1 protein-coding gene and 1 pseudogene are annotated in these 2,023 nt (G+C 53.2%); both read left to right on the top strand.

Features of this window, described 5'->3' with window-relative positions; all coding sequences use genetic code 11:
- Positions 1–785: pseudogene (locus tag B3F49_RS03145) on the top strand (aminomethyl-transferring glycine dehydrogenase subunit GcvPB); the annotation flags it as partial.
- Positions 786–839: 54 nt separating this feature from the next.
- Positions 840–2,023: amidohydrolase family protein (locus tag B3F49_RS03140; protein ID WP_293908936.1), on the top strand; the 1,184-nt coding region annotated here is incomplete at its 3' end.

Here is a 2,023-nt window from a genome sequence, read left to right as displayed (position 1 = left end):
TGTTTGAGAAGAACATCCTGAAGATATCGGAAATGGTCCACGCAAGCGGAGCCTTGTTGTACTATGATGGGGCGAACCTGAATGCAATCATGGGTATGGCCACCCCGGGAGAGATGGGTTTTGATGTAATTCATCTCAATTTGCACAAGACCTTTTCCACTCCGCATGGAGGTGGCGGGCCGGGCAGCGGACCGGTGATGTGTAGTGATGCTCTGCGCCCGTTTTTGCCGAAACCAGATATCGAATTGACCGACAGCGGGTATGTCTATCGTTGGGATGAAGAGGATTCGATCGGCAAGGTCAGCCTGTTCTGGGGAAACTTCCTGGTACTTCTGAGAGCGTATGTGTATATCCTCAGGATGGGCAGCGAAGGCATCAGGGCGGCTGCCAGGCATGCAGTGCTCAATGCCAATTATGTGGCGGCCCGGCTTGAGCCGGCTTTTCCGATTCCCTATGGGAAACGGTGCATGCATGAGTTCGTACTCAGCTGTGCGCATCTGAAAGAGCAGTACGGGGTCTCGGCCCAGGACGTGGCAAAAGCCTTGATTGATGAGGGCTATCATCCGCCTACGATGTACTTCCCTTCGCTGGTAAGTGAAGCCTTGATGATCGAACCGACGGAGAGCGAGAGCCTGGAGACCTTGGACGCATTTGTCGATACCCTGCTGGCGATTGCAGAGCGTGCAAAGACGGACCCTGAAAGCCTCAAGACAGCCCCCCATACCACCGTTGTGGGAAGACTCGACGAGGTGAGGGCTGTCAAGCAGCCTGATCTTCGATATTGATCGGCCTTCACTTTTTACTTTGCAGACTCTTCATTCGTGGAGTATCCTTTAGGTATGAAGAGACTACTGATTCAAAACGGACTGCTTGTTGATACAGAATGGACCAGGCATGCAGACATCTTGGTGGAAGATTCGAAAATAGTGCGTATCGCTGCATCGATTGAAGCTTCGGAGGTTCCTGAGGGAACTGAAATCATACACGCCGAAGGCTTGTGTGTGTTGCCGGGAATCATCGATGCCCATACCCATTTCCACTTGGTAAGCCGGGGTACGGTTACCGCCGACTCCTTCGTAGAAGGCAGCCGTTGTGCAGCCTACGGAGGGGTGACGTGCGTCATTGATTTCGCTGATGACGACAAGAAGGGGAATCTTGCCTCCTGTGCACAAGAGCGCATCAGTGCCATGCAGGCGCAAATGGCGGTAGACTTTTCCCTGCATCAAGGCCTTTACTCCTATCGTGAGGGGCTTGAGGAAGAGCTTGCAGGCTTGAAAAAGACCGGGGTGAAAGTAATCAAGATGTTTACCACCTACCGCAATGTAGGGTACCTGGTGGAAAAACGTGAGGAACTGAAGGCGATTTTCTCCCTGTGCAAGAAGCTTGACCTTTTGGTGAGTGTCCATTGTGAAGACGATGCAACCATTCAAAAGGTTGAAGCGGAGTACACTGGAGACTACAATCCACCCGCCCACGCCCTGCTTAGACCCAGCGAAGCGGAAGCCCGTGGCATTGACACGGTAGGCAGAGTTGCCTTGGAGCTGGATATGCCTTTGTATGTGGTGCACCTTTCCAGCAAGGCGGGACTGCAGAAGGTGCGCGAACTCAGGGCGAAAGGATTGAGGGTGATTGTGGAGACCACCCCCCACTATCTGTTCCTGAATAAATCAAAGCTTGAAGGACCTGATGGGGCCCTGTATGTCATGACTCCCCCCCTGAGAGGCGTTGAGGACAATGAGGCCCTGCAGGAAGCGGTGCTCAATGGTGAAATACAGATTATTGCCACCGACCACTGCTCATTCACTGTACAGCAGAAAATGGCAAGTGATGATTGCCGAACCATCCTGCCCGGCATCCCTGGAACCGAAGAGCTGCTGAGTCTTGTCTACTCCTTTGCTGCCAACAGTGGAAGAATCGGGGTGCAACAGGTGGTGAATCTTCTTTCGACCGCTGTCGCGAAGGCATTCGGTCTCTATCCTCGCAAGGGTGCGATCAGGGTGGGCAGTGATGCCGACTTGGTTCT

This window comes from Sphaerochaeta sp. UBA5836 (assembly GCF_002432845.1).
Taxonomy (GTDB): Bacteria; Spirochaetota; Spirochaetia; order Sphaerochaetales; family Sphaerochaetaceae; genus Sphaerochaeta.
The sequence above is the reverse complement of the archived record's forward strand: the minus strand, read 5'-3'. Positions and strand labels throughout refer to the sequence as shown.